The sequence below is a fragment of the Aeromonas tecta genome (genome assembly GCF_000820185.1).
GTDB classification, from domain to species: Bacteria; Pseudomonadota; Gammaproteobacteria; order Enterobacterales; family Aeromonadaceae; genus Aeromonas; species Aeromonas tecta.
This window is the reverse complement of record NZ_CDCA01000015.1, coordinates 1-536: the sequence shown is the minus strand read 5'-3', so window position 1 is coordinate 536 and position 536 is coordinate 1. Positions and strand designations below refer to the sequence as shown.

Sequence of the window (536 nt, the reverse complement as noted above, 5' to 3'; positions counted from 1 at the left end):
AGGCCGCCTGCGGGCGGCCTCTGTCGTAGCGCCCTCCGGCTGCACCCGCGCCTTGCCCCTCGTTGGTTTGCTTCACCTTATCCACTCCTTCACGTGCTCCCTGATCTTACTCACGCGCGCGATCTCATGCTTCCTGTGTTCACACGCCTACTGTGCTCCCACGCCTGCTTTGCTCATACGACTGGGCTCGTATTTATGCCTCGCTGATCTCCTCGCTCAAATAAGGTGCGCCGACCCGGGGGTTTCCCTCACCCCGGGCAAGCGGACGTGCTATTGCCACATCAATGACATCTTGCTTGCGCTGCCTGATTCCAGTTTTTCATTGTTTATATGCTGATAAATCGTATTTAGTGCACCGATTGTATCGATTGGGGTCAGCTGCACCCGGCTTGGTGAGGGGGTCGGCAAGGTATCAACGCGCGTTGCCGGGCCAAGGCTTGGTCGGCGCCCGGGCGGGGCGGGGTCAGATGGCGTGCTTTTATCCATCAAGGCGCTCATGAAAAATATCAAGGGGTCGCCGCCGGGGGGATCTGGGC

General features: G+C 59.3%; 1 protein-coding gene. It reads right to left on the bottom strand.

Annotated features, from left to right (window positions below):
• Positions 1-270 precede the first annotated feature (270 nt).
• Positions 271-536: hypothetical protein (locus tag BN1137_RS22800; RefSeq protein ID WP_232306886.1), on the bottom strand; the 266-nt coding region annotated here is incomplete at its 5' end.